This is a genomic window from Arthrobacter sp. CAN_C5 (assembly GCF_017875735.1).
GTDB lineage: Bacteria > Actinomycetota > Actinomycetes > Actinomycetales > Micrococcaceae > Arthrobacter_D.
Genome location: NZ_JAGGMZ010000001.1, coordinates 719054 through 741616, shown reverse-complemented (window position 1 = coordinate 741616; position 22563 = coordinate 719054). Strand labels below are relative to the sequence as shown.

Genomic DNA, 22563 nt, shown 5'->3' with positions numbered 1-22563 from the left:
AAAAGTCATTGCCTAGGTAAAATACTTTGAAAGTAGGCTTTCATCGGGAATATTCTCCCAAAAGTTATAAACAATTGAATCCGTTAGACGCCGGACGGGCCCGGCTGAGACTACGGGTATGATGGATACCTGAGCTCGGTCCTCAGCCGGTGAAAACCGGCTTGCGCTTCTCCTGGAAGGCCGTGAAACCCTCGGCATAGTCCTCGCTGCTGCACAGGACCCCCTGGGCGGTGTTTTCCTCAGTGATCGAATCCCAGAGGCCGAGCCGACGGTCGCGGATACTTGCCACCAGAGCTTTCGACGCGCGGAACGCCCCGGTGGCGCCCGAGGCCACCCGCTGCGCCGTCTCTCGGGTGCGCGGCAGGAGTTCCTCCGCCGGCATCACCCTGCTGAACAGGCCAGCGGCGACGGCGTCGGCGCCGGTCATCAGCTCGGCTGTGTAGATCAGGTCGAGGGTGCGGTGGGCGCCCAGCCGCTCGGTGAACAGCCAGTGCCCTCCGGAATCGAGGGTCGCCCCGAGATTGGCGAAAGGAGATCCCAGTTTCGCCGTGTCGGCGACATAGACCACATCCGTCGCGACCAGCAGTCCCAGTCCGACGCCGAGGCACGCCCCGTGTGCCGCTGCGAACGTGGGCGCCGGGAAGTCCGCCATTTTCCGGAGCAGGGGTGTGACGAGGCCGTCCAGGTAGGCGACGGCGTCGTCCGTTGCCGGTTCCACCCCCGAGATGTCGCGACCGGCGCAGAACGCCCTCCCCTCCCCGCGCAGGACCAGCGACCGGACAGCTCCGGTGGCGGCCTTGGACGCCGCCTCGTCGTAGGCGCGTGACAGCTCGGCAATGCCTGCTTCGTCCAGGGAGTTCAGTTTTGTAGGGGCATTGAGCACTATCTCGGCGACATTGTTCTGATAGGTCAGGTCAATCATGGTCGGGGCCTTCCGGTCGGGTGGATTCCAGCCTAGCGGGGACCGCACGCGCAGCGTCCTGCCGGGACGCTGCGCCCACACCGGGAAACCCGCCCAGAAGGGCATCCACCCGCCGGTTCGGGCCTGGTGGGTCCCTAGCTTGCCGAGGCGGACAGGGTGCCGCGGAGCACGCTGACGCCTGAATGCACCGGATCGCCGTCGAGCGGTTCATCCGAGACGTCCACGATGGGGAAAGCCGCCAGGTCAACGCTGTCCGGGATGGTGAAGGAGCTGGTACCGGCCCCGACCACCCCGAGGCTGTACATCTGCTGCAGGTCCGGCGCGATCAGCCACACCTCCTGGTAGCCAGCAACCTGGTCGTCGGTCACGGTGATTTCCAGCGTGCCGGCGCCGTCGTCATCGGCGTAGACGGTGGCGCTGCCCTGCGCGGTGAAGCCTTCCAAAGGATCCAGTTCACTCTGTGCCACCACGGCGGGGGCGGATTCCGCGCCCAACTGCTGCGCTGCCCAGACCGCTGCCGCACCGGTGAGGACTCCGACGGTCACTGCGGCGACCAGAAATCGTGAGGTGAACGTCCGCCGTCCGGCCCGCGGCTTGAGGGCCACCACGGTCGTATCGGGCTCCGCAGGATCGGCCGCGGTGGTTTCGGTGATTGGGTGTCCGGGCACTGTCGTGCTGGCCTGCGGGGTATTGCTGAGCGGGTCAGGGAGGAGGGAAGACTGCAGGCCCAGTTCCTGGTGGATCGCGGCCCACACCTGTGCGTCCGGCGATTCCAGCGGGGCTCCGATCACATCCCCCCGGGCGGCGAGGACCACACTGTTCAACTCCAGCACCTCGCCGGCGCAGGTATCACAGCGGTTCAGGTGACCCTGCGCCGCTGCGTCCAGGGGTTCGTCGAGGGCAGCCATACTGATGGTTCCCGGGTCAAGGTGCTGCATTCCAGGTCTCCAATCGGCTGCGTAGTTAGGTGAGGCTTCGGCGAATATGGCTCTTGACGGTTCCGAGGGGCAGATCCAGCCGTGAAGATATTTGTTGATGTGTTAAGTCTTCGTAGAAGGCGCGCCGAAGGATTGATTGCTGGGGTTCACCCAACAGCGAGAGTTCGGAATCGAGCACCTCCCGATTGGCCGACTCTCGATCTCGTCCGCACCCTGTTCGCTCACCCGGTGCTCTCCCACGGTGTGGGCCCGCTGCACAATTTTCTCGCTCTTCTAGCGAGCACCCTGCGCATCGGACACCACATTGCGGCTGATACCGAGCAACCACGCGGGCAGGCTCCCCGCCTCCGGGCTGTACCCGGAGCGGAACCGCCACGCCCTGACAAACACTTCCTGGGTAACATCGGACGCCGCCGCTCGGTCACCGAGCGAACGGAGAGCTACGGTGAAGATCAGCGGGGAGAAACTCTTGTAGGCGAGAGCCAACGCGTGTTCATCACCCGCCGAAAATTCGACATCGCGCTGCCGTGTCCAGTCATGGCCTGGAGGTGTCAAACTACTCTCCTTACGGCGCGGCCGCGTCTCTGGTGCCCTCTGAAATGGCATCCACGCTACTGGCCGGTCGCTCGTGCACGGACCGTTCAGAGCGGGGAGGCCGTCAGCACAACATTATCCTCATAATCATCTTTGTCTGCTAGCCAGTCCCCTCCGCAGGTGAGGATCATCAGCTGGTGCTCGCCGTCCCGCTGGAAGATCTGCGAAGTATCGAGGGTTGCCTTCGGTACATGCCTGACGTCGGTGACCTGGTACTGGACTGGCTCAGCGTTCTCGCGTCCGACGGTGATGATCGTGCCCATCGGCACGTCTTTCAGCTGGGTGAACGGCATCATTTCCGTCCCGATGTCTATGTGCGCGGCGAGAACAGCGTTCCCCGCGTCGGCACCCGGCACGGGGCCGTACCGGTACCACCCCGCCTCGTAGAAGCTGTCGGGAATTTCCATTTCGTTGTCACTCGCGATGCCTACGTCGATGACATCGACGGTGATGTCGGTGCCCGCAATATCAAGCGAAACAGGACGGGGCAAGGCTTCCGCCAGGGCTCCGGTGGCAGGGCGGATGTCGACACCAGCGGTGTCGACGTCTGCTTCAGGAGTGGCCGGAGCCTTCGTTTCCGGCAGTGCCGGCCCACTGGTTTCGCTCTCCGGGCGATCGCTCGCCTCGATGGTCGCCAGAGGTGTCGACCGTTCGACGGTGGTCGCGGGTTCGGCTTGGCCTGCGGGGTTGGCGCATCCACCAGCGAATAGTCCACATGACGTGGCGAGAACCATTGCAGTGAGGCGGAGGGACTTGTGCGGCAAGAGCTGGGGCTTTCGTGAGGGAGAGGTGGACAGGCGGGCAGGGTAAGGAGCGAGAGGGAGCCCCAACCCTGCCCACACTGGTTTACTTGCCGGCGCGGGCGGTACGCACCCGGGCGGCGACAGCTGCTCCCGACAGGAGCACGAGGCCGAGGGATCCCGCTCCGAGGATGGCTGCGGTATTGTCCTGCGCTGGACCGGCCTGTGCGCCGGGGACCGCCGCAGGGTCGGAGTGCAGTCCCTCGATCACCTGGGTGGCGAGGGCGAGATTGCCGTCCTCGAGGCTTCCCCAGGCGTAAACGATGGTCGCGGTGCCTTCACCGAGGGTCAGGTCTGCCGGGCCGATCACGGGGTCGGTGGTCCCGGTGGCCGCCACGGAGGCGGAAATGGTGCCGGGACGGTGGTCAGGGTTGCCTCGTCGGGATTGCTGAGGTTCTCCACCACCGCGGCATCGCCGGCGAGGACGTCGACCGCTGGCGCAGCGGCGGTGTGGCGGACGGTGAGCCGGGGCTGGCCGGCTTCCACAGCCGAAACGTCGTTCGTGCAGAAGTTAGCTGTGGGGGCGCCCTCAGCATCGAGGTTGGCGGTGGCGGTGTAGTTGCCACCCGCTGCCAGCGTCACTGCGACAGGGCCGATCACGGGTTCACTGGCGTCAGCGGCGTCGGACGCCGTCACTGCCAGTTCGTAATCCCCAGCTGGAAGTTCGAGGGGTCCAGCCAGCTCTCCGGGGGTGAAGTCGTCGAGGGTCAGGTCACCGTTGACGTAGACGTCGACCGTCAGGTCGGGGACAGCGTGAAGGACTGACAATGAGGCCGTGTCACCGGTTTCGGCGGCTACAGCCGGTGCTGCGACGGACGCAGCGCCGAGAACTGCTACTGCTCCTACTGCGTAAAGACTCTTTCGCATTTCTTGCTCCTCACTCGGGCCCAGAGGGCCTCCAACTGATGCTTACACCGGTACTACCGTCGGTGGCGGCTCTTTGGATGCAGAAACATGAAAGTTTATGAAATAGCTCAGGCGTCGTAGTCCACCGAGACTGCGTCGCTGGTGGGTCGGGACTGGCAGGTGAGCACGTAGCCCTTCTCGATTTCGTCCGCCTCCAGCGCGTAGTTCTCTTCCATCTCCACGGTGCCGGAGACGAGTTTCGCGCGGCAGGTGCCGCAGACACCGCCGGCGCAGGCGAACGGCACATCAGGGCGCACCCGGAGCGCCGCGTTGAGAATTGACTCCCGGGCATGGGTGGGGCTGGCCACCTTGCCCTGCAACCCGTCGAGGTTGAAGGAGATGGTGTAATTGTCACCGCTATCGTCGGCGCGGACCGGACGGCCGATCTGCCCTTCCGGCCGGGTAGGCTCGCCGGTCGAAAAGAGCTCGAACCGGATCTTTTCGGGCGCCACACCCCGCTCCCCGAGAGTGTCTCGACACAGCTGGACGAGTTCAAAGGGCCCGCAGAGGAACCACTCGTCAACATCGTCGGTCCGGATTACCGTGCCCAGCAGCTTCTCCAGTTTGTCCGCGTCGATCCGTCCACTGAGCAACGGCGAAATCCGTTGTTCGCGGGACAGCACATGGTGCAGGGCAAACCGTGCCGGGTAGCGGTCTTTGAGGTCAGCGAGTTCTTCCAGGAACATCACGTCCATCGCTGCCTTGTTGGCATAGATCAAATCGAAGCGCACAAAATCGTTGGCGGCCAGGACCGTCCGGGCGATAGCGATCACCGGTGTGATGCCGGACCCGGCAGCCACGGCAACAAAGGTCGACTCCCCAGCGACGGTGAGGTTCTGCTGGAGGTGCTCGGGCCGGTTGAGCTCGTTCATTTCATGCTTGGAGATGAACTGCCCCATCGGGCTCATGACGTCGAGCCGGTCGCCAGCCTTCAGCGATTCGTTCGCCCAGCTGGAAAACACGCCGCCAAGGTCTTTCTTGATCGCCACCCGGATTTCCCCAGGCACCGGTTCGGCGCAGATGGAATAGCTACGGCGCACTTCGACGGGTGAGCCGTCGAGATCGAGGGTGGTGCGCAAGGCAACGTACTGGCCCGGCAGGTAGTTGTACTTGTCGGTCAGATGGTCGGGGACGGCGAAGGTGACCTCGATGGCGTCGCCGGTGAGCCGTCTAACCTCGGCGACGGTGAGTTCGTTGAAGGCCGTGCGGCGCTGGGTGGACGGGGCGAGCTTGACTGCCATCTAGAGCACCTTGAAATAGTCGAAAGGTTCCTTGCAGTCCTGGCAGACATAGAGCGCCTTGCAGGAAGTGGAACCGAAGCGGGTGAGTTCGCGGGTATTGAGGGAGGAACACTGGGGGCACTTCACGCTGAGTCCCACCCGGATGGGTCCCGCCGCAGCGAGGCCGGTGGGCGGGGCAATGCCGTACTCGTCCAGTTTGGCTTTGCCGGCACTGGTCATCCAGTCGGTGGTCCAGGCCGGAGCGAGCGTGAGCCGCACCCGGACATCGCTGTACCCGTGTCCGGCGAGCGCACTCGTGACGTCATCCCGGATCGCGTCCATGGCGGGGCAGCCCGAATAGGTGGGCGTAATGGTTACGGTGACGGCGCCGTCGTCGTCGACCGTTGCCTGGCGCAGGATGCCCAGATCCTCGATGGTGAGGACCGGGATCTCGGGGTCCACCACGGTGGCGGCGATGTCCCAGACACGGGCGGTCTCGGCGTCGACGGGGCGATGCGCGGTGTTGGTACTGCCAGTGTTGGTGCTGCCAGTGTTGGTGCTGCTGATCTCAATGCTCATGGCTGTAGCCTCCGTTACCAGGTGGCGCCGGGGTGCTCGCGGGCGAGCACCTGCATTTCGGCGAGCAGGTAGCCGAGGTGTTCGCTGTGCTTGCCGGCGCGGCCGCCACCAACCGCAGCAGGTACCTGGGGGATGTCCAGTTCGGCCTCGGCGAACAGTGAACCGATGAGGGAGTCGAACGGCGCGCGGAGGGTGCTCGGGCGGACCGCCGCGTCACCGAGGGTGTCGATGAGCTGGTCGTCGACGAACAGTTCCTCGACGTAGGGCCAGGTCAGTTTCAGCCCGGCGATCATGCGGCGGCGGGACTCGTCGGTGCCCAGGGCAAGGCGCAGCACCCACTGGGTGCTGTGGTCGCGGTGGTAATCCACTTCCTTGACGGCCTTCGCGGCGATAGCCGCCAGGGTGGCGTCGGACGAATGCATCAGCCGGGAGTACAGCTCGAACTGGTAGTGCGAAACCACCAACTGGCGGGCGATGGTGCGGGCGAAATCGCCGTTCGGCTGCACAAACAGGTGCGCGCAGCGGAACTGAGGTTCGCGGCGGAAGTAGGCCAGATCGTCCTCGGTCTTGTCGAGGCCATGGCCTGCATAGCTGAGGAAGGACCGGGCGTGGCCAATCAGGTCCAGGGCAATGTTGCCCAGTGCCACGTCCTCTTCCAGTTCCGGTGCCCGTGAGATCCACCAGCCGAGCCGTTGGGCGAGGATCAGCGAGTCGTCACCGAGGCGCAGCGCATACTCGGCGACGTCGGTACTCGGCCGCAGGTCCGCGGCGGCGATATCCTCGGGGCGCAAGGCGTTCCCCGGGGTGATCCGGGTGGCGCTGGTGTTGGATTCATTCACAGGTGCTTCACCCCATCGCTCTTCGTGTAATAGGTCGCATGCCGGTAGTCCTTGCCCTGCGGGGATTCGAAGAACTGGCCCTTGGCGTCGGGATCGCTGGTGATGATCGACGACGCCGGCACCACCCACAGACTGACGCCCTCGTTGCGCCGGGTGTACAGGTCCCGTGCGTTCCTGACGGCCATTTCGGCGTCGGGGGCGTGCAGGGAGCCAGCGTGAACGTGCGACAGACCGCGGGAGGATCTGACGAAGACCTCCCATAGCGGCCAGGGCTGGCGCTTCTCGGGAGCTACCGGGGCTGGTGCTACCGAACCGTCGTCGCCTGTGGTTGAACCGCCGGTCATCTAGGCCGCCTTCTGCTGTGTTGCCGCTGCAGCTCGTTTGTCGGCGTAGGCCGCCGCTGCTTCGCGCACCCAGGCGCCATCTTCGTGGGCTTCACGACGGCGTTCCATCCGCTGGGCGTTGCAGGGACCCCTGCCGGCGAGAACTTCCTTAAACTCGTCCCAGTCGAGTGGGGCGTGCTCCCACTGCTGGGTGTCCTCGTTGAACCGGATCTGGTCATCAGGGAGGGTCAGGCCGAGGACCTTGACCTGCTCCACCATCATGCCCACAAAGCGTGAGCGGAGTTCGTCGTTGGAGAACCGCTTGATGTTCCAGGCCATCGACTGCTTGGAGTTGGGCGAATCGTCGTCGGGCGGGCCGAACATCATCAGCGAGGGGGCATACCAGCGGTTGACGGCGTCCTGGGCCATTTCCTTCTGGGCCGGGGTGCCGTTCGCGAGTTCCAGCAGGATCTCGAAGCCCTGGCGCTGATGGAAAGATTCTTCCTTGCAGATCCTCACCATGGCGCGGCCGTAGGGGCCGTAGGAGGCCCGGCAGAGCGGCACCTGGTTGGCGATCGCGGCGCCGTCGACCAGCCAGCCGATGGCACCCATGTCCGCCCAGGTGACGGCGGGGTAGTTGAAGATGCTTGAGTAGCGGGCCTTACCCGCGATCAGATCCTCGGTCATCTTGTCCCGGGGCGTGCCCAGGGTTTCGGCGGCCGAGTAGAGGTACAGGCCGTGGCCAGCCTCGTCCTGTACCTTGGCCATGAGGATGGCCTTGCGCTTGAGCGAGGGAGCGCGGGAGATCCAGTTGGCCTCGGGCTGCATGCCGATGATCTCGGAGTGTGCGTGCTGGGAGATCTGCCGCGCAAGGGTCTTCCGGTAGGCCTCGGGCATCCAGTCGCGGGGCTCGATCCGTGAGTCCTCGCTGATGAGTCGCTCGAACTGTTCCCGTCCGGCGCGCTCGTCTTCGGTCTCGTTGGCTGATTCGGCCGGCGTCTGGCCAACTGCTGGTGCTGTTGCCATGGTGGTCACCTCACTGTGAGCGTCAAAAGTACGCGATGTCGGCCGCAGGGTAATTACCGACCGTTCGTTCAGGATATCGGGACGGCCACCGGACAGTCAACAGTCAGTGAAGTTATCCTCGAACTAGGTAGACAGCCTGACTAGTTAGTGCAACTATATAGCCGTGACTGACAAACACGTGACTGACAAACAATGGCCCAGCGAGTGGATGCGGGGCGTACTCGGCATGAGTGTGCTCAAGGTCCTCGACGGCGGACCCACCTACGGCTACGCGATTGCCGCCGCCCTGGCGGAAGCGGGGTTGGGCTCGATCAAGGGCGGCACCCTGTATCCCCTGCTGACCCGATTCGAAGCGGCACAGCTGGTCACCACCGAGTGGCGAGCCGGGGACGGCGGCCCGGGCCGCAAGTACTTCTCGCTCACCGACGCCGGCCGCGCCGAGCTGGCTCAGCAAGCCACCGACTGGCGGGCCTTCACCGCCCAGACACTGACCCACCTGAACGGAGACACCCAGTGAACGACACCAAAAAGGACCAGCAGTGGTTGACGGATTTTGTTCTTGAGCTTTCCCACCGGGGAGTCAACGGCCGGGATATTGGTGATGCCAAGGCATCAGTCGAATCCCATCTGGCCGATAGTGGGGAATCTGCTGCGGAGTCCTTCGGGGACCCGGTGGCCTATGCGCAGGCCCTCGAGCTGCCCACCACACCGGAGCCAGGTTTCCCCCGGATACTCATCCCCGCGTTGCTGGGCATCTTCGGACTGCTAATCTACCTCCCCTCGATCTCGGCTGCAACCCAGGGCGAACCGGTGAGCTTCAGCGGGGTCGAGTTCGCCGTGTTCCTGGTTCTCGGGATCGCCATGCTCCTGATTGCGAGGAACATTTTCACGATGGTGAGGAAGTGGTGGGTGCTGCTTGCGATCTGGCTGGCGGTCGTGGGCTTTGGCGTCCTGGCATCGGTCCTGCCGGGACTTCTCGGTCTTCCACTGTGGGAAGCCCCGGCCGTTCCCGCGTCCATCCTGTCGGGCGCAATAATCATCGGCGCTGGATTCTGGACCCGTGCGTCGGTCAATAGCAGCGAGGGAATCGTCCGCCCGGCCAATGCTGGCGTTCCGGAACAGGAAACGGCCGTGGAACGAGCGGTGGTTGCAGCCGTGCCTTGGCTGATGGCCATCGGCGCGGGCATTTTCACCGCTGGCGCCTTCCTGTCCGCCTGAGCCGCAACCCCCGGCTCTCTGACACCCCACCAGGGCGTACCGGATCCCCCAGGTGCTGCCGCCGTCGTCGGCCATTGACCGGCGCGTCGCAGCCCGCCACGCGGTGTGGGCCGCAGAACCTGGGGAAACCTGCACGCCGGAGTCTCTGGCAGGATGGATTCCATGACTGCAGAGACGCATTTTCCCGCCCCGCCCGTCGCCAAGAAGGTTCCGACGGAGCGCGTGCACCATTCGGACACCTTCGTGGATGAGTATGAGTGGCTGCGGGAAAAGGAAAGCCCCGAGGTGGTTGCCCACCTCACCGCCGAGAACGAGTACACCCAGGCCGTGACCGCTGGCCAGGAGAAGCTCCGGCAGGACATCTTCACCGAGATCAAGAACCGCACGCAGGAGACCGACCTGTCGGTTCCCTCCCGCAAACGGGGCTGGTGGTATTACGCCCGCACCGAGGAGGGCAAACAGTATGCCATCAACTGCCGGGTCGCTGCCGCTGACACCGGGGACCTCAACAGGGACTGGACCCCACCGGAAATAGTCCCGGGCCAGCCGATCGACGGCGAACAGATCATGCTGGACGGCAACGCCGAGGCCGAGGGAAAGCCGTTCTTCTCTCTCGGCGGGCTGGCTGTCACCGAGGACGGGCACCTGCTGGCCTACTGCGAGGACAACGCCGGCGACGAGCGATTCACCCTGCGGATCAAGGACCTGCGCACCGGCGAACTGCTTCCCGACGTAGTGCCCCACATCTTCTACGGCCTGGCATTCTCCCCTGATGGCACCCAGGTGTTCTACACGGTGGTCGACGACTCGTGGCGCCCGTACCAAATCAAGTCCCACACCCTCGGCACCCCGGTGGAACAGGACGCTGTGGTGTACCAGGAGGACGACGTCGCGATGTGGACCGGTTTCGACCTGTCCGCCGACCGCTCGCAGCTCATCATCGGCATCGGCTGCTCCGAGTACAGCGAGTACCGCGTGCTCGACCTGGCCAACCCGTCCGCCGGTCTCCTCACGCTGATCCCGCGCAGCGAGAAGGTGCTCTACGAGGCGGATCCAGTGACGATCGACGGCGAGCGCCACTACGTGCTGACCCACAACCGGAACGCCAAGAACTCGATGGTCAGCCTCGCCGCCGAATCCGAGTTCAGGAAGCCGCTCGCCGACCAGCAGTGGCGGACCGTGGTGGAGCACGACGACGCCGTCCGCGTCGGTGGCGTCGCCGTCACCTCCACACACCTCGTCGTCTCTGTCCGCAAGGACACCATCGAGCGGGTCCAGGTGCTCCCGCTCGAGGGGCTCGGGACCACCACCCAGCCCGTCCCCGAGGAACCAGCATTCGATGAGGAGCTGTTCACCTGTCACCTGGCCGACGCGGAGTTCGACTCACCGATCATCAGGCTCTCCTACACCTCGTTCTTCACTCCCCCACGCGTTTACGACTATGTGCTCGACACCGGCAGCCTGCTGCTCCGCAAGCAGACCGAGGTGCGCGGCGGATACCGGCCGGAGGACTACGTGGCCGAGCGGCAATGGGCCACCGCCACCGACGGTACCCTGGTGCCGCTCTCGGTGCTGCGGCGAGCTGACCTTCCTGCGAATGGCAGCAACCCGGCGCTGGTGTACGCCTACGGCAGCTACGAGATCAGCATGGATCCCGGCTTCTCCATCTCGCGGCTTTCGCTCCTGGACCGCGGCGTGGTCTTCGTCGTCGCGCACATCAGGGGTGGTGGCGAGATGGGCCGTACCTGGTATGAGGGCGGCAAGAAGCTCACCAAGAAGAACACGTTCACCGACTTCGTGGACGCCACCCGCCACGTGGCGGCGTCACCCTTCGTTGATCCGGCCCGGATCGCCGCCATGGGCGGGTCGGCGGGTGGCCTGCTGATGGGCGCCATCACCAACCTTGCACCCGAAATGTACCGGGCGGTCGTGGCCCAGGTGCCGTTCGTCGACGCGCTGACCACCATCCTCGATCCCGAGCTGCCGTTGTCGGCCCTGGAATGGGAAGAATGGGGCAACCCCATCACCGACCCCGAGGTGTACCGGTACATGAAGGAATACACCCCCTACGAGAACATCCAGTCGACCGCCTACCCCCGGATTGCCGCGGTAACCAGCTTCAACGACACGCGGGTGCTGTACGTGGAGCCCGCCAAGTGGGTGGCTAAACTCCGTGAAACGACCACCGGCAGCGAACCGATCCTCCTGAAGACCGAGATGGACGGCGGACACGGCGGCGCCAGTGGCCGGTACGAGAAATGGAAGGACGTTGCCTGGGACTACGCCTTTGTGGCCGCCGCACTGGGCGCCGAGGAGCGCCTCACCACCAGTTCAGCGGGATAGATGACCGGATCAGGGTGGGTGCCAGGCGCTTCGATTTCCTCGAGGAGCATGGCACCCGCCTTTGCTGCCATCTCCGCCATCGGTTGGGTGATGGTGGACAGGGTCGGGTTGGCCAAGGCTGAAATGCTGTGGTTGTCGTAACCCAGGAGCGCTACATCGCCGGGCACCTGCAGGCCACGATCGCGAAGCACCTCGAGCGCTCCCACGGCCATCAGGTCAGAAGCAGCAAAAATGGCGTCGGTTCCGGGCACAGCATCCATCAGCCGCCGGGTTGCTGCTGCTGCCCCCACCGTGGTGAAGTCAGCGAACTCGACGGGGCTCGGCGCCAGGCCTGCCTCGCGTAGCCCGGCCTGCCAACCGCGAAGTCGGTCCACTGCTGCGGTCATATCGGCGGGGCCCGCGATAGTGGCGGGGCGCTTACTTCCCGCCGCGATCAGATGACGCGCCGCCTGGATGCCTCCCCCGTAATTGTCGGTGTCGACATAGGTCAGGCCCGGACCGCTCTGCCATGGCCTGCCGATGAAAATCATCGGCAGGCCACTTTCTGCAAGTGGACCAACCCAACTGTCACCCTGATGGTGAGAGACCACGATTGCCCCGTCCACGTGACCACCGCGCAAATAGCGGACGGTCCTCGCGGAATCGTCGCTGCGCGACATCAGCAGGACCATCTGCACATCGGTATCTCTGAGTGATTCGGTAACACCGGTAATCACCATCGCAAAGAACGGGTCCATCATGACCCGCATGTCAGGTTCGGGAATCACCAGCGCTATGGAGGAGGTACGCCGGGTGACCAGCGACCGGGCGGCGCGGTTGGGCGTGTAGGCGAGGGCGACAACAGCAGCGTCAACCGCCGCCTGGGCCTCGGGGCTCACCCTGCTCCCACCATTGATGGCGCGCGACGCCGTCGACCGGGACACGCCGGCGGCCGCCGCCAAATCCTCAAGAGTGGGAGTGGACTTGGCAGCCAACGGCTGGGCAAGTCCGAGACGCTCTGTTCGTCGCTGCTGATCTTCCATCATTTAGAGGATACGACACGATGGCCGCCGGTGAAGCTCACCGGGGGACGGTTGCCATGACCTCCCCCGGCCCTGCCGCCCCCTCCATGGAGGCACTATCGATGGAGCGCGCTGAGGGCGGTAGCGCGTTTGTCTTAGCTACCTGCGAAAACCACAGGGCACTTGCTTTGGGGATCCGCTGTTGGGTGTCATAGTCAACCCGGACCAGACCGAAACGCTGGTGATAGCCCCAGGCCCACTCGAAGTTGTCGAGGAAGGACCAGGCAAGATATCCGCGGACATCGGCACCATCGTTGATCGCCTCCTTCACGGCGCGCAGGTGCGCCTCGAAATAGGCCAAGCGGTCCTGGTCGTCCACATAACCGAGGTCATCGGGCAGGTCGTCGTAAGCAGCCCCGTTCTCGGTGATATAGACCGGGATCCCGGCAGGACCGGTGTATTCCCGGTGGACGCGTCCCAGGAGCCGTCGCAGCCCCTCGGGTTGCACCTCCCAGCCCATCCCGGTGACGGGGAGACCCCGCGGAATCGAACGGATCCCGTCGGCCGCCACGTACGGTGACGAGACAGGCCGCCCCTCCGGTGCTTGACTGCCGCCATCGGCTGGGTCTGCTGACGCTGTGACTGCCTCGCCGTGGTAGTAGTTCACTCCCAAAAGGTCGAGAGGCTCGGCAATGATGGCCAGATCACCGCTCTGAATGAAGTCGTCCAGACCGAGGTGGCGGACGTCGTCGAGCACATCCTCGGGGTATTCTCCCCGGAACACCGGATCAAGGAAGATCCGGTTGAACTGGCCATCGATGCGGCGAGCGGCATCGACGTCGGCATCACTGGCTGGATCCACAGGATCCGGCACCGTGAGATTCAGGGTAAGACCCAGCTCTACGGATGGGTCGCGGCGACGTAGCTCCTGCGCGGCCAGGCCGTGTCCCAGGAGCAGGTGGTGCGCGGCCGCCAGTGCCGCACGCGGTTCCTGACGTCCCGGCGCGTGGATTCCCCCTGCATAGCCCAGGAATGCGGAGCACCACGGCTCGTTCAGTGTGGTCCAGATACGGACCCGGTCGCCAAGGGCCTCATGCATTACCGCGGCATACTCGGCGAACCGGTAGGCGGTTTCACGATTAGCCCACCCACCCTGGGCTTCCAGAGCTTGCGGCAGGTCCCAGTGGTACAACGTCAGCCAGGGCTTGATCCCTGCGGCGACGAGCTGGTCCACCAGCCGTGAATAGAACTCGATTCCCTCGACGTTGGGAGTCACACCGTCCGGCATGCACCTGGCCCAGGAGGTCGAGAAGCGATAGGCCTGAAGGTTGAGCTGTTTCATCAGAGCAACGTCCTCAGCCGACCGGTGGTAGTGGTCGCAGGCGATGTCACCGTTGTGCGCATCGGCCACCGCGCCGGGCTCCCGAGAAAACACGTCCCAGATGGAATCCTGCCGGCCGCCCTCGTGGGCCGCCCCTTCGATCTGGTAGGCAGCCGTGGCTGCACCCCAGAGGAAACCCTCTGGAAAGGTGATGGGTGTAGTGGTCATCCTTTAACTGCTCCTTGCATGATTCCTGAAACGAGTTGGCGTCCTGCAATAACGAATACCAGCAGGAGCGGAATGGTCGAAAGCACTGCACCTGCGAGAACCACTGAGTAGTCGACGAAGTGTGCTGCCTGCAGTAGCTGCAGTGCCACCGGAAGGGTGGGGTTACTGGGATCGAGCACAATGAACGGCCAGAAGAAGTTGGTCCACGTGGCCATGAAGGTGAAGAGGGCCAGCATGGCGGCGGCGGGCCGCGCGGCCGGAAGGCCCACATGCCAGAACGCCCTGATCATTGACGCGCCGTCCACCCGCACCGCCTCGATCAGCTCATCGGGCAGGGCTTCCCTGATGTACTGGGTCATCCAGAACACACCGAACGCCGTCACGAGGGCCGGGATGATGACCGCCCACAGAGACCCGGTCCAACCGAACCTGGACATGACGATGAACAATGGCACCACACCGAGCTGGGTCGGCACAGCCATGGTGGCAATGACGAACACCAGCAGCCATTTGCTGCCCCTGAACTTCAGTTTCGCGAAGGCAAACCCCGCCAGCGTGGAGAAAAACACCACCGAAAACGCCGTGACGGTGGACACCACCAGGGAGTTGCCTAGCGCTTGCCAGAACGGGATGCTATCCATCACTTCTGCCGCGTTGGCCAGGAAGTTGCCTCCCGGGATTAAGGGGATCCCTCTCGAGAGAACAGTGCTGTCGTGACTGCCGACGAGGAACGACCAGTACAGCGGAAACAACGAACCCAGCAGGACTGCGCCGAGGAAGCCGTAGGTGATGAAACCCGGACGCCGGCCGGTCCCCCCTGGACCCGGGCGCCGTCGGCGGCCGCCCTTACGGGCGGCAGCCTTCGCCGCTCCCTTGCCGGCTGTCTGTGCGATCAACGGTATGGAACTCACTTGGCACCTCCCTGGTTAGCGATGCGACGGGTGATGAAGAAGTTCAGCACAGCGATCAGCACGATGATGAGGAACAGCAGCCAGGCAACGGCTGACGCGCGTCCAAAGTTGCGTTGCCCCCACCCGAGTTCCCAGATGTACATGGTGAGGGTCTGCCACTGTCGGTCTGACCCGCCCAGCCCATACTGGTCGAAGACGCGTGGCTCATCAAAGATTTGAAGTCCGCCAATGGTGGAGGTGATCACCACAAAGATTACTGTGGGTCGCAGCATTGGGACCGTGAGGGAAAAGAACTGGCGCAGCCGGCCCGCACCATCGATCGCTGCTGACTCATAGACGTCCCTGGGAATCGCCTGCATAGCGGCGAGGAAGATCAGGGTGTTGTATCCGGTCCAGCGGAAGTTCACCATGGTGGCAATGGCCACATGGCTGGCAGTGGCATCAGAATGCCACCGGATTCCCTCAAACCCGAGAAACCGCAGGATTTCGTTGACCAGTCCAAATTGGTCAGCAAAGAGATTGTTGAAGATCAGACCAACAGCAACGGGCGCGACGACGAAGGGAATCAGGACCCCCATCCGCCAGAACGTTTTTGCCCTGAGGTTGGCGTCAAGGAAAGCCGCAATGACCAGCGCCGCCACCACCTGAGGCACCGAGGACAGCAGGAAGATACTGAAGGTATTGCCCACTGCATTCCAGAAGAACGGCTGGGACAGGACGAACGAGTAGTTTTCCAATCCGGTGAACTCCCCCTGCCCGCCGATCAGGTTCCAGTTATGAATGGAAACCCAGGCCGTGTATCCCAGGGGGAAGAGACCGGTGATGGCGAACAGGAGGAAGAACGGCGAGATGTAGAGGTAGGGGGAGAACTTCACATCCCAGTGGGAGAGCCGATGGGAGAAAGCTATTCGCCGGACCCTCCTTGACTCTGGTGGGCGCCGGGGCGGGGCTGGTTTCAGCCCGCGGTCAGTGATGGCCATGATGTTAGAGAGCGTTGACCGCGGTGACGAACTTGTCCCAGGAGGATGCCTCGTCGTCTGTCTGATCGACATCGACTCGCGTCAGGGCCTGCTGCATCGCATCATTGATCGGGAAATACTTCGGCCCCTTGAAGGGGGTGACATCCACGGCCAAAGCCCTTTCGGCAAGGATTTCGCCGGTGGGTGCTTCGTTGAAGAATTCGTTGGTTGCGCTCAGCAGATCCGGGCTTTCGAGAGCATCAACCTGGCTTGGGAAGGTTCCCTTCGAGGTGAACGCCTTGATCTGTTGCTCGGGTGCGGTGAGCCAGTCCGCCAGTTTCTTGGCCTCGGCCTGGTTTTCACCCTGTACCGGAACCGTCAGATAGGATCCTCCCCAGTTGCCGCCGCCGCCGGGAAAGACGTTGGCGATGTCCCATCCCTCTACGCCGTCGGCATTGCCTTCAATCACACCGAGCATCCAGCCGGGACACAGCATGGTGGCAAACGCATCCGACTGGAATCCTGCGGTCCAGTCTTCGCTCCACTGGCCCAGGTGTGCCGAAAGATTGTCGTCAACGGAGGCAGCGAGAACCGTTTCGTAGATCTCCTTAACCTCAGCGTTGTCGGCGGCGATGATGGTGCCGTCCTCAGTTTCGTAGGCGTTTTCGACCTGATTGATCATGCCCTGGTAGGTGGCTCCCGCCGAATCGAACCACGCGACTCCGTCGCTTGCGGCGACGAAGTCCCGGCCAGCCTCGAAGTAGCTATCCCAGGTACCGCCGAGCATCGTTGCGACTTCCTCCCTGTCGGTGGGCAGACCGGCTTCCTCAAAGAGGTCGGACCGGTAGCAAACAGCTTGGGGGCCAACGTCGGTGCCATACCCAATGAGCTTGCCGTCGGGGGTAGTGGCGGCCTCGGTTTTCCAGTCCAGCCAGCGGCCGTCGACTGCCGGGTCGGCGAGGTCAGCGAACTGGTCGGGGAATTCCATCAGTTCGGCCAGCCAGTCAACCTCGATGGCTTCGACGTCGGACAAACCTGATCCTGCGGCGAGGCGGGTCGTGAGATTATCACGGGCCTCGTTGGAGGTCGCCGCTTTCTTGTGTTCGATGGTGACGTTGTCGTTGAGTTCTTCATATTCGGTGAAGAGGTCCTCGTACCCGAACTCGTTGAAGGTGGCAACGGTGAGGGTGACGTCTGACTCGCCGGTAGCGTCGTCGATATTGCCCGCCGGGGCTGAATTGGAACCGCAGGCTGAGACGGCGAGGGCCAGGCAAACTGCGCTGGCTGATAGTGCGGTGAATCTTGCTCGATTGTGCACGGGGTGACTCCTTTGTCGGGTGTTGACCTAAATCGTCATGGGAGCGCTCTCACGTTCTTGATTCATCTTTGAGTGACCTGCGTCTCATGTCAAGTGGGAGCGCTTCCACGGATCCATTTCGGGATCACTTCGAACCAAAGCTCCTAGTCAGACGAGCGTGCTCGAATCGGCCGTAATCAAATCGTTATGCGCCATGGAACGCGTCCGGCCACGCGGGTGCGCCATCGACCCGTCCGCTAGTGCGTCATCTCTTGACACCGTCCCGCCCGCGGGATTATCTGAATGAACATTCGGTCACTAAAATGAATCACCTATCAGCGATACCTAAGTGAGGCTCCAATGGCGGACACCGGCGTCCAACCCACGCATCCGATTCTCGAACGGGACCACGCCTCGCGCTGGCTCGGGATCGACGTCGTTGCCCTCGACGACGGTTACGCGGTGATCACCATGACGCTCCGCCACGAAATGCTGAACGGGTTCGGGATAGCTCACGGCGGGATGGTGTTTGCGTTCGCCGACTCGGCGTTCGCCCTGGCCTGCAACCCGGTCGGTAAGACCGAAACTGCCACGGTGGCCTCGGGCGCGGACATCACCTTCCTCGCATCCGCGCAGCCCGGCGACCGACTGACTGCCACCGCCACCCGCCGCGCGTCGGCGGGGCGCAGCGGTCTCTACGACATTTCGGTGACCGCCGAGAACAGCGAGGGCACGCGTGCGATTGCCGAGTTCCGTGGGCGGTCCCGCACCATCCCGAATCCGCAACGCATCATGCCCAACAACGCAACCTCCGACAGCTCCACCGGCACCAGGACAGAAAAGAGCCTCCCATGACCAGCACGGCACTCAAGGCCACCGCCGCGGATCCCGCAACCCTCGACGCCGAGGAGCTGATGTCCCGCGATCAGATCGAGGCTCTTCAGCTAACCCGCCTGAAGCACACCGTGCAGTACGCCTACGAAAACGTGCCGCTGTACCGGGACAAGTTCGATGCGGCGGGGGTGCACCCCACCGACCTCAAGGAACTCAGCGACCTCTCGGCCTTCCCGTACACCACCAAGGAGGACCTGCGGCGAACCTACCCTTTTGGGATGTTCGCCGTCCCCCAGAACCGGGTGGCGCGGATCCACGCGTCGTCGGGCACCACTGGCCGCCCGACGGTCGTCGGCTACACCACCGGTGATCTTGACCGCTGGGCCACGCTGGTGGCCCGGTCGCTCCGCGCGTCGGGCGTCAAGAAGGGCGACAAGGTCCACAACGCGTACGGCTACGGGCTTTTCACCGGAGGCCTCGGGGCCCACTTCGGGGCCGAGAAGCTCGGTTGCACCGTGATCCCCATTTCGGGCGGGCAGACCGAGCGACAGGTCCAGCTGATCTCCGACTTCGAACCCGACGCGATCCTGGCGACCCCCACCTATTTGCTCACCATCCTTGACGCGATGGCTGCCGCGGGCATCGACCCCGCCAGCACGTCCCTGAAGACTGCTGTGCTCGGCGCCGAGCCCTGGACCGAGGAGATGCGCCACGAACTGGAGAGCCGGATGGGGTTCGATGCCTGTGACATCTACGGCCTGTCCGAGGTGATGGGCCCCGGTGTGGCAGGTGAATGCGTCGAAAGTAAGGACGGCTCCCACATCTGGGAGGACCACTTCCGGCCCGAGATCATCGACCCGTTCACCGACAAGGTGCTCGACGACGGCGAGCACGGAGAACTGGTGTTCACCTCCCTCACCAAGGAGGCGCTACCCATCATCAGGTACCGCACCCACGACCTGACCCGACTGCTTCCCGGCACCGCGCGGCCCGGCATGCGCCGGATGGGTCGCATCACCGGACGCAGCGACGACATGATCATCCTCCGCGGGGTCAACCTCTTCCCTACCCAGATCGAGGAGATCGCGCTTCGCATCCCGGCGCTCAGCCCGCATTTCCAGCTGGAGATCACCCGTCCGGAAGGCCAGCGGATGGATGCCATGACCGTCAAGATTGAACCACGGGAAGGGGTTTCAGCGCACGACGCCGAAACAGCGGCCAGCCACCTCAGCGAGCAGATCAAGATCCACATCGGGTCCAGCTGCGCGGTCACCGTCGCTGAGCCGGGTTCACTGGCCCGGTCGAGCGGCAAACTCCGCCGCATCTATGACCTGCGACCCAAGGGCGGCAGCTGATGCCGACCGCTTCCCCGCAGACGGGCAACCGCCGCGGGCGGCCCGGCTACGACCAGCAGACCGTCCTGACGATCGCCGTCGACGTGTTCAACCGACACGGCTATGAGGCAACGTCGATGGGCATCCTCGCCGAGAACCTGGGGATCAGCAAGTCCGCCATCTACCACCATGTCCCCTCCAAGGGGGACCTGCTCCGCCTCGCGCTCGATCACGCACTCGGCGGGCTGGAAGCCGTGCTGACCGATCCAGCCGCCACCTCGGGCAAGGCAGACGCCCGGCTGGAGTTCGTGTTGAGGGGCACCATCGCCGTGCTGATCGAGCGGCTCCCGTTCGTGACCCTGCTGTTGAGGCTTCGGGGGAATACCGAGGTGGAGCGCGGCGCCCTGGAACGTCGCCGGGCCTTCGACCATCAGGTGGCGGCACTGGTGGACGCCGCGCGCACCGAGGGGTCCCTGCGCTCCGATATCGACCCACGCACCACCACCCGCTTGCTGTTCGGCACCATCAACTCGATTGTCGAGTGGTACAAACCCGGCGGCGCGGTGTCACCGGATCAGCTGGCCGACGACGTCATCACGATGGTCTTCGACGGGCTCCACAGCACCTGATCAGCTGCATCGAGGACCCGGCCAACCCCGTCCCCCGAACGGTGAGATCTGGTGGGCCAGGAACCCCCGGACCCACCAGATCTGGCTCCTCGGCGCAGTGGTGCTACCCCCGATTGGGGTCGGTTCGCAGGTAGCGGCCTACTTCTCGACGAGGGTCAGGACGTCGTAGGTGGCGACGATCTCGTCGTTCTGGTTGTGCAGCACCGCATCCCAGGCGACCTCGCCGTATTCTTCGTCTTCACGCGGGGTGATCCGCTTGGACGTCAGGGTGACGCGGATCGAATCACCGGCGGCCACCGGGGTGATGAACCGCAGGTTCTCCAGCCCATAGTTGGCGAGCACCGGACCCGGAGCGGGGTCGACGAACAATCCCGCACCCCAGGACAGCAACAGGTACCCGTGCGCCACGATGCCGGGGAAAAACGGGTTGGCCGCCGCGGCTTCCTCGTTGGTATGCGCGTAGAAAGTGTCCCCCGTGCTGTTCGCGAACGCGGTGATGTCCTCGAGGGTCACCTGTCGCAGCTCCGAGCGGACGGCGTCCCCAATCCGGAGGGTGGCCAGATTTTTCCGGAACGGGTGGGCGTCATCGAACCGCTGGTCGGCCCCGGTATGCCACACACCGGTCACCGCGGTGAGCATGTTCGGCGATCCCTGGATCGCAGTGCGCTGCATGTGGTGCAGGACCGAGCGGATACCACCGAGTTCCTCGCCGCCGCCGGCACGCCCCGGCCCGCCATGGACCAGGTGAGGCACGGGTGAGCCGTGGCCGGTGGAGCTGCGGGCATCTTCCCGGTTGAGCATCAGTACCCGGCCGTGGTGGGCGGAGATACCCAGGACCAGTTCGCGGGCGACGGCGGGGTCGTTGGTGCAGACCGTCGCCACCAGTGACCCGGCGCCGAGGGCGGCGAGCCGGACGGCGTGGGCGGCGTCGTCGTACCCGATCACCGACGCCACCGGACCGAATGCCTCAACAGTGTGCAGTTCGATCGCCTCGGCGTTTTCCCAGGTCAGGAGAACCGGGGACATAAAAGCACCGTCGGTGACGGTGTCCACCGTGCCGTCGGCGCGGGTGACGCGGGGAGCATCAAGGGTGCCGTAGGCCAGCTCACCGCCGGCCGCGATCATCGTCTCGACGGCACTTCTGACATCCCTGAGCTGGTCCAGCGATGCGAGGGCGCCCATGGTGACACCCTCGGCCCGCGGGTCGCCGAGGACGACGCGCTGCTCAATGCGCTCCTTCGCCGCCGCGACGACGTCGTTCACCAGCGCCTTGGGCACGATGGTGCGGCGGATGCTCGTGCACTTCTGTCCAGCCTTGACGGTGATCTCGGTGACCAGCGACTTGATGAACGCGTCGAATTCGGGTGTGCCCGGGACGGCGTCCTCACCGAGGATCGCGGCGTTGAGGGAATCGGTTTCGGAGGTGAAGCGGACTCCCCCGTGCACCACGTTGTCGTGGGACTTCAGCTTGTTGGCGGTCGACGCCGATCCGGTGAAGGACACCAGGTCCCGGTAGTCCAGGTAATCCAGCAGGTCACGAGCGGACCCGGAGATCAGCTGGAGCGCCCCCTTCGGCAGGATGTTGGACTCGATGATGAACTTCACGACGGCGGCAGTCAAGTATCCGGTGGGCGTAGCCGGTTTGACGATGGTCGGCACTCCGGCCAGGAAGGCAGGAGCCAGCTTCTCCAGCATGCCCCAGACAGGGAAGTTGAAGGCGTTGATCTGGACGGCTGCACCGGGGATCCGGGTGTAGATGTGCTCGCCAAGGAAGGTGCCATCCTTCGAGAGAATCTCCGGCGGCCCGTCCACCACCACGTTCGAGTTCGGCAGCTCGCGGCGACCCTTGGACCCGAAGGTGAAGAGCACCCCGATCCCGCCGTCGATATCCACCATCGAGTCAATTTTCGTGGCACCGGTCCGGGCCGACAGTTCGTACAGCGAGGTGCGCTGGTCGTTGAGGAACTGCGCCAGCGCCTTGAGCATCAGCGCGCGCTGGTGGATCGTGAATTCGCCCAGCGTCCGCTGACCGGTGGTGCGCGCGTAGTCGACCACCCGGGCGACGTCGAGGCCCTCGGTGCTGACTACCGCGAGTGTTTCGCCGGTGCTGGCATCCCTGACATCCGCACTGTTGCGGTCGGTCAGGGAGCTGGTGTCGGGCGTCCACCAGGCATCCTCGATAAAACTGGGAACCGTCTGAACGCGTACCGCTGTTGAAGTCATCGTCGACTTACCTTTCGCCTCTGGGTGTCTCAAGCGCCCGCCGCCCCCTGAAGGAGGATAACTGAACGGACGTTCGGTAATATGTCCAGCGTACATTAGTCGACATTTTCCGCACCCG

The 22563-nt window shown here is 64.2% G+C and carries 22 protein-coding genes and 1 pseudogene; 6 read left to right on the top strand and 17 right to left on the bottom strand.

Annotated elements, in window-relative coordinates; genetic code table 11:
- Positions 1-142: 142 nt before the first annotated feature.
- The 11 genes and pseudogenes from H4V95_RS03560 to paaA form a co-directional block, all read right to left on the bottom strand.
- A complete protein-coding gene (locus tag H4V95_RS03560) occupies positions 143-922 on the bottom strand; it encodes an enoyl-CoA hydratase/isomerase family protein (RefSeq protein ID WP_209731263.1) in 780 nt (259 codons plus the stop codon).
- Between the two features lie 134 nt (positions 923-1056).
- Entirely contained in the window at positions 1057-1860 is an 804-nt protein-coding gene (locus H4V95_RS03555; protein WP_209728806.1) for an anti-sigma factor domain-containing protein, read from the bottom strand.
- Between the two features lie 25 nt (positions 1861-1885).
- The gene (locus H4V95_RS18220; RefSeq protein ID WP_312883932.1) at positions 1886-2038 is read right to left on the bottom strand and encodes a sigma factor-like helix-turn-helix DNA-binding protein; all 153 of its coding nucleotides are present in this window, start codon (positions 2036-2038) and stop codon (positions 1886-1888) included.
- Between the two features lie 95 nt (positions 2039-2133).
- The gene (locus H4V95_RS18215) at positions 2134-2415 is read right to left on the bottom strand and encodes an RNA polymerase sigma factor (RefSeq protein ID WP_245345557.1); all 282 of its coding nucleotides are present in this window, start codon (positions 2413-2415) and stop codon (positions 2134-2136) included.
- A gap of 86 nt (positions 2416-2501) precedes the next feature.
- Positions 2502-3218 (bottom strand): class F sortase, encoded by a 717-nt coding sequence (locus H4V95_RS03545; RefSeq protein ID WP_245345556.1) that lies wholly within the window; start codon positions 3216-3218, stop codon positions 2502-2504.
- 82 nt (positions 3219-3300) lie between these two features.
- A pseudogene (locus H4V95_RS03540) lies at positions 3301-4121 on the bottom strand (DUF4397 domain-containing protein).
- A 107-nt stretch (positions 4122-4228) separates the two neighbouring features.
- Positions 4229-5401 carry a 1,2-phenylacetyl-CoA epoxidase subunit PaaE gene (paaE, locus tag H4V95_RS03535; RefSeq protein ID WP_209728804.1) on the bottom strand — a complete coding sequence of 391 codons (1173 nt, stop codon included), beginning with the start codon at positions 5399-5401 and terminating at the stop codon, positions 4229-4231.
- Positions 5402-5959 carry a 1,2-phenylacetyl-CoA epoxidase subunit PaaD gene (gene paaD, locus H4V95_RS03530; protein ID WP_209728802.1) on the bottom strand — a complete coding sequence of 186 codons (558 nt, stop codon included), beginning with the start codon at positions 5957-5959 and terminating at the stop codon, positions 5402-5404.
- A 14-nt stretch (positions 5960-5973) separates the two neighbouring features.
- A complete protein-coding gene (gene paaC, locus H4V95_RS03525; RefSeq protein WP_209728800.1) occupies positions 5974-6798 on the bottom strand; it encodes a 1,2-phenylacetyl-CoA epoxidase subunit PaaC in 825 nt (274 codons plus the stop codon).
- Entirely contained in the window at positions 6795-7142 is a 348-nt protein-coding gene (gene paaB / locus H4V95_RS03520; protein ID WP_209728798.1) for a 1,2-phenylacetyl-CoA epoxidase subunit PaaB, read from the bottom strand. The genes paaC and paaB overlap by 4 nt, the downstream gene beginning before the upstream one ends.
- Entirely contained in the window at positions 7143-8147 is a 1005-nt protein-coding gene (gene paaA / locus H4V95_RS03515) for a 1,2-phenylacetyl-CoA epoxidase subunit PaaA (RefSeq protein ID WP_196865351.1), read from the bottom strand. It abuts the gene before it with no gap.
- A 208-nt stretch (positions 8148-8355) separates the two neighbouring features.
- Here paaA and H4V95_RS03510 point away from each other — a divergent pair, with 208 nt between their 5' ends.
- The 3 genes from H4V95_RS03510 to H4V95_RS03500 all read left to right on the top strand — a co-directional run bounded on the left by H4V95_RS03510 (position 8356) and on the right by H4V95_RS03500 (position 11708).
- Complete coding sequence (locus H4V95_RS03510) at positions 8356-8664, top strand: PadR family transcriptional regulator (protein WP_196865592.1); 309 nt, start codon at positions 8356-8358, stop codon at positions 8662-8664.
- Positions 8661-9365: a hypothetical protein gene (locus H4V95_RS03505; protein ID WP_196865352.1), complete on the top strand. Its 705-nt coding sequence runs from the start codon at positions 8661-8663 to the stop codon at positions 9363-9365. Before H4V95_RS03510 ends, H4V95_RS03505 begins: the two co-directional genes overlap by 4 nt.
- 162 nt (positions 9366-9527) lie before the next feature.
- Entirely contained in the window at positions 9528-11708 is a 2181-nt protein-coding gene (locus H4V95_RS03500; protein ID WP_196865353.1) for a S9 family peptidase, read from the top strand.
- Here H4V95_RS03500 and H4V95_RS03495 read toward each other — a convergent pair.
- Genes H4V95_RS03495 through H4V95_RS03475 form a run of 5 tightly spaced genes read right to left on the bottom strand, consistent with a single transcriptional unit; the run spans position 11645 to position 17446 of the window.
- Positions 11645-12733 (bottom strand): LacI family DNA-binding transcriptional regulator, encoded by a 1089-nt coding sequence (locus H4V95_RS03495; RefSeq protein ID WP_196865354.1) that lies wholly within the window; start codon positions 12731-12733, stop codon positions 11645-11647. The genes H4V95_RS03500 and H4V95_RS03495 overlap by 64 nt on opposite strands.
- Before the next feature lie 34 nt (positions 12734-12767).
- Positions 12768-14258: a GH1 family beta-glucosidase gene (locus tag H4V95_RS03490; RefSeq protein WP_196865355.1), complete on the bottom strand. Its 1491-nt coding sequence runs from the start codon at positions 14256-14258 to the stop codon at positions 12768-12770.
- Positions 14255-15169, bottom strand: a complete 915-nt coding sequence (locus H4V95_RS03485; RefSeq protein WP_209728796.1) for a carbohydrate ABC transporter permease — start codon at positions 15167-15169, stop codon at positions 14255-14257. Before H4V95_RS03485 ends, H4V95_RS03490 begins: the two co-directional genes overlap by 4 nt.
- Positions 15166-16149 (bottom strand): carbohydrate ABC transporter permease, encoded by a 984-nt coding sequence (locus H4V95_RS03480; RefSeq protein ID WP_196865357.1) that lies wholly within the window; start codon positions 16147-16149, stop codon positions 15166-15168. Before H4V95_RS03480 ends, H4V95_RS03485 begins: the two co-directional genes overlap by 4 nt.
- Positions 16150-16153: 4 nt before the next feature.
- Positions 16154-17446 carry an ABC transporter substrate-binding protein gene (locus H4V95_RS03475; RefSeq protein ID WP_196865358.1) on the bottom strand — a complete coding sequence of 431 codons (1293 nt, stop codon included), beginning with the start codon at positions 17444-17446 and terminating at the stop codon, positions 16154-16156.
- 339 nt (positions 17447-17785) lie between these two features.
- On the opposite strand from H4V95_RS03475, the gene paaI reads away from it, so the two are divergent.
- Genes paaI through H4V95_RS03460 form a run of 3 tightly spaced genes read left to right on the top strand, consistent with a single transcriptional unit; the run spans position 17786 to position 20222 of the window.
- Entirely contained in the window at positions 17786-18280 is a 495-nt protein-coding gene (gene paaI / locus H4V95_RS03470) for a hydroxyphenylacetyl-CoA thioesterase PaaI (RefSeq protein ID WP_196865359.1), read from the top strand.
- Complete coding sequence (gene paaK, locus H4V95_RS03465) at positions 18277-19614, top strand: phenylacetate--CoA ligase PaaK (RefSeq protein WP_196865360.1); 1338 nt, start codon at positions 18277-18279, stop codon at positions 19612-19614. Before paaI ends, paaK begins: the two co-directional genes overlap by 4 nt.
- Positions 19614-20222 carry a TetR/AcrR family transcriptional regulator gene (locus H4V95_RS03460; protein WP_209728793.1) on the top strand — a complete coding sequence of 203 codons (609 nt, stop codon included), beginning with the start codon at positions 19614-19616 and terminating at the stop codon, positions 20220-20222. The genes paaK and H4V95_RS03460 overlap by 1 nt, the downstream gene beginning before the upstream one ends.
- Before the next feature lie 138 nt (positions 20223-20360).
- Here H4V95_RS03460 and paaZ read toward each other — a convergent pair whose 3' ends face one another.
- Positions 20361-22445 carry a phenylacetic acid degradation bifunctional protein PaaZ gene (paaZ, locus tag H4V95_RS03455; protein WP_209728791.1) on the bottom strand — a complete coding sequence of 695 codons (2085 nt, stop codon included), beginning with the start codon at positions 22443-22445 and terminating at the stop codon, positions 20361-20363.
- Positions 22446-22563: the final 118 nt, after the last annotated feature.